Consider the following 3,666-nt stretch of genomic DNA (forward strand, 5'->3'; position numbering starts at 1 on the left):
CCCCACCAACCCGAAACCCACACCACCCACACCGCCCTCGCCCACCTCCACACCCACGGCCACCCCACCACCTGGCACCACCACACCCCCACCCAACACCCCAACCACCCAAACCTCCCCACCTACCCCTTCCAACACCACCACTACTGGCTCAACACCACCACCCCCACCCCAAGCACCACCGACGCATGGCGCTACCACGAGGTCTGGCAGCCGCTCAACCTGGCTGACGCCGAGCCGATGCCCCCAGGCGACTGGCTGGTCGTCATTCCCGCCCGGCAGGCCGGGCAGCCTCACATCGAGGCCATCCTCAGTGGGTTACGGGAACACGGTGGCATCCGCACGGCCGAGCTTGTACTCGACACGGCCGACATCGATCCGCTGGCCCTTGGCCAGCGCCTCAGCGACGCGATCGAGCAACCCGAGGGCTTGCGTATCAGTGGCGTGCTCTCGCTGCTCGCCTTCGACGAGGAACCCCACCCCGAACACCCCCACGTCCCCACCGGCACCGCACTCACCCTCACCCTCATCCAAACCCTCACCACCCACCCAACCCTCACCGCACCCCTGTGGTGCCTCACCCAAACCGCCACCACCACCAACCCAACCGACCCACTCCACCACCCCACCCAAGCCCACATCTGGGGACTCGGACGCACCACCGCACTCGAACACCCCCACCACTGGGGCGGACTCATCGACCTCCCCACCACCCCCACCCCACAACACCTCCACCACCTCACCACCGCCCTCACCACCCAACACGCGGATGATCAGCTGGCCATCCGCGACACGGGGCTGCAGACCCGACGCCTGACCCGGACCACCGCCGCACCCAGCAACACCCAACCCTGGAAGCCTCACGGCACCATCCTCATCACCGGCGGCACCGGAGCCATCGGCACCCACATCGCCACCTGGATCGCCACCCACCACCCCCACTGCCACCTCCTCCTCACCAACCGACAAGGACCCAACACACCCCACGCCACCCAACTCCACCACCACCTCACCCAACTCGGCGCCACCACCACCATCACCACCTGCGACACCACCAACCCCAACCAACTCACCAACCTCCTCAACACCATCCCCCCAACCCACCCCCTCACCACCGTCATCCACACCGCGGGAATCAACCTGAAATCCGCCATCGCCGACCACAGCGCGGCGGATCTCGCCGAGACAGCCGGGGCGAAGGCGACCGGAGCGGCGCTGCTGCACGAGCTGCTGCGCGAGCACGACACGATCGAACACTTTGTTCTCTTCTCCTCCATCGCCGGGACCTGGGGCAGCGCGAGCCAGGCCGGGTACGCCGCCGCCAACGCCTACCTCGACGCCCTGGCCCAGCACCGCCGCACCCAAGGGCTTCCCGCCACCTCCATCGCCTGGGGGCCGTGGGACGGCGCGGGGATGGCCGCGGACGGAGACACACGCGCTCACCTGCGCCGTCGCGGCCTGCGGGCCATGTCCCCTGATCTCGCCCTCGCCGCGCTCGACCGCATCCTCGGCCACGGCCACGACTCCCACACCAAAACCAACACCAACACCAACACGGTCGTCGCGGATGTCGACTGGGAGGACTTCGCCACCACCTTCACCGCCCGGCGGCCGGCACCGCTCATCGACGACATCCCCGAGGTCCGACAGGCACTTCGCGGCGATGCCGCCCCACCCTCCGCCGACTCACTCCGCGAGCAACTGGCGCAGCGTTCGCCCAAGGAACAACTGCAGGCCCTTCTCGACATCGTCCGCACACACGCTGCCGCCGTTCTCGGTCATTCCAGCCCCGAATCGATCGACGCTCAGCAAGCCTTCAGCGCACTGGGGTTCGACTCCCTCACCGCTGTCGAGTTCCGCAGCCGCGTCGCGGCCGCCACCGGACTGGCTCTCTCCACCACCCTTGTCTTCGACCATCCGAGCCCCACGGAGTGCGCCACGCATCTGCGTGCGGCGCTGCTGGGCGGGAACGACGACGACCTGCGCAAGGCCGTGTCAGGGACGCCGGCCGAGCGTACCCAGGCAGCGTCCCTGGACGAGCCCGTCGCAATCATCGGTATGGCCTGCCGCTATCCCGGCGGGGTGCGGTCGGCTGAGGATCTATGGCGGTTGGTCGCTTCGGGCACTGACGCCATCACCGAGTTCCCGACGGACCGCGGTTGGGACATCGAGCGCATCTATCACCCCGACCCCGCCCACGAGGGCACCTGCTGCACCCGACACGGTGGGTTCCTCTATGACGCCGGTGACTTCGACGCGGCGTTCTTCGGCATCAGCCCGCGTGAGGCGCTTGCCATGGACCCGCAGCAGCGGCTGCTGCTGGAAGCCTCGTGGGAAGCGTTCGAACACGCGGGCATCGCCCCGGAGACTCTGCGCGGCAGTCAGACCGGAGTCTTCGTCGGAATCAATGTGCAGGACTACGCGGCTCATGTGCGGCAGGTGCCACAGGCGGTGGCCGGCTATGCGCTGACCGGCAGTTCGGGGAGCATCGCCTCAGGCCGTATCGCCTACACTTTCGGCCTTGAGGGACCGACCGTGTCGGTGGACACGGCCTGCTCGTCCTCCTTGGTCGCGCTGCACATGGCCGGTCAGTCGCTGCGTACGGCGGAGTGCTCGCTCGCTCTCGTCGGCGGGGTGATGGTGATGTCCACCCCGGCGACCTTCATCGAGTTCTCCCGCCAGCGGGGCCTGTCCCCCGACGGGCGGTGCAAGGCGTTCTCGGCCACCGCCGACGGCACGGGCTGGGCGGAAGGCGTCGGCATGCTCCTCGTGGAGCGGCTGTCGGACGCCCGGCGCAACGGCCATCGCGTTCTGGCCGTGGTACGCGGCAGCGCGATCAATCAGGACGGTGCCAGCAACGGCCTCACCGCTCCCAACGGCCCCGCACAGCAGCGTGTCATCCGCCAGGCCCTGGCCAGCGGGGGGCTCTCGCCGTCCGAGGTCGACGCGGTGGAGGGGCATGGCACCGGTACCGTCCTCGGTGACCCCGTCGAGGCCCAGGCGCTGCTGGCCACGTACGGGCGGGACCGGGCCGAGGACGATCCCGTGTGGCTGGGGTCGGTGAAGTCCAACATCGGGCACGCCCAGGCGGCGGCCGGTGTCGGCGGGGTGATCAAGATGGTGATGGCCCTCCAGCACGAGACGCTTCCCCGTACGTTGCATGTCGAGGAACCGTCGCCACACGTGGACTGGTCCGCCGGGGCGGTGCGGCTGCTGACCGACGCCGTGCCGTGGCTGCGGAACGGGCATCCGCGGCGCGCCGGTGTCTCCTCCTTCGGCGTCAGCGGCACCAACGCGCACATCATTCTGGAAGAGGCGCCGACGGACGAGCCCGACGGTACGGGGGTGGCAGAGCCGACTTCCGCGCCGGCTGTGGAGGCGCCCGTCGTAGAGGCCTCCGCTCTGGAGGCGGCGTCCGCTGTCTCCCTGCCCTGGCTGCTGTCCGCGAAGTCGGCTGGCGCCCTCCGGGCCCAGGCACGCCGGCTGCGGGATTTCGTGTCAGCGGCTCCCGACGCCCCATCCGGGCCGGGGCTCGCGGATATCGGCTACTCACTGGCCGCACACCGGTCGGCCTTCGCGCATCGTGCGGTGGTCGTCGGTTCGGACCGTGGGGAGTTCCTGCGGGGCCTGGACGCGCTGGCGGCCGACCAGGCCCACCCCGCCGTC

Annotated in this window: 1 protein-coding gene; it reads left to right on the plus strand. The window is 69.6% G+C overall.

All coding sequences use genetic code 11. From position 1 onward, the window contains the following. On the plus strand, positions 1 to 3,666 hold a 3,666-nt coding region (locus ACFZDL_RS47100; RefSeq protein ID WP_391194604.1), incomplete at both ends, for an SDR family NAD(P)-dependent oxidoreductase.

This window comes from Streptomyces sp. NPDC007917, from assembly GCF_042959105.1.
GTDB lineage: Bacteria > Actinomycetota > Actinomycetes > Streptomycetales > Streptomycetaceae > Streptomyces.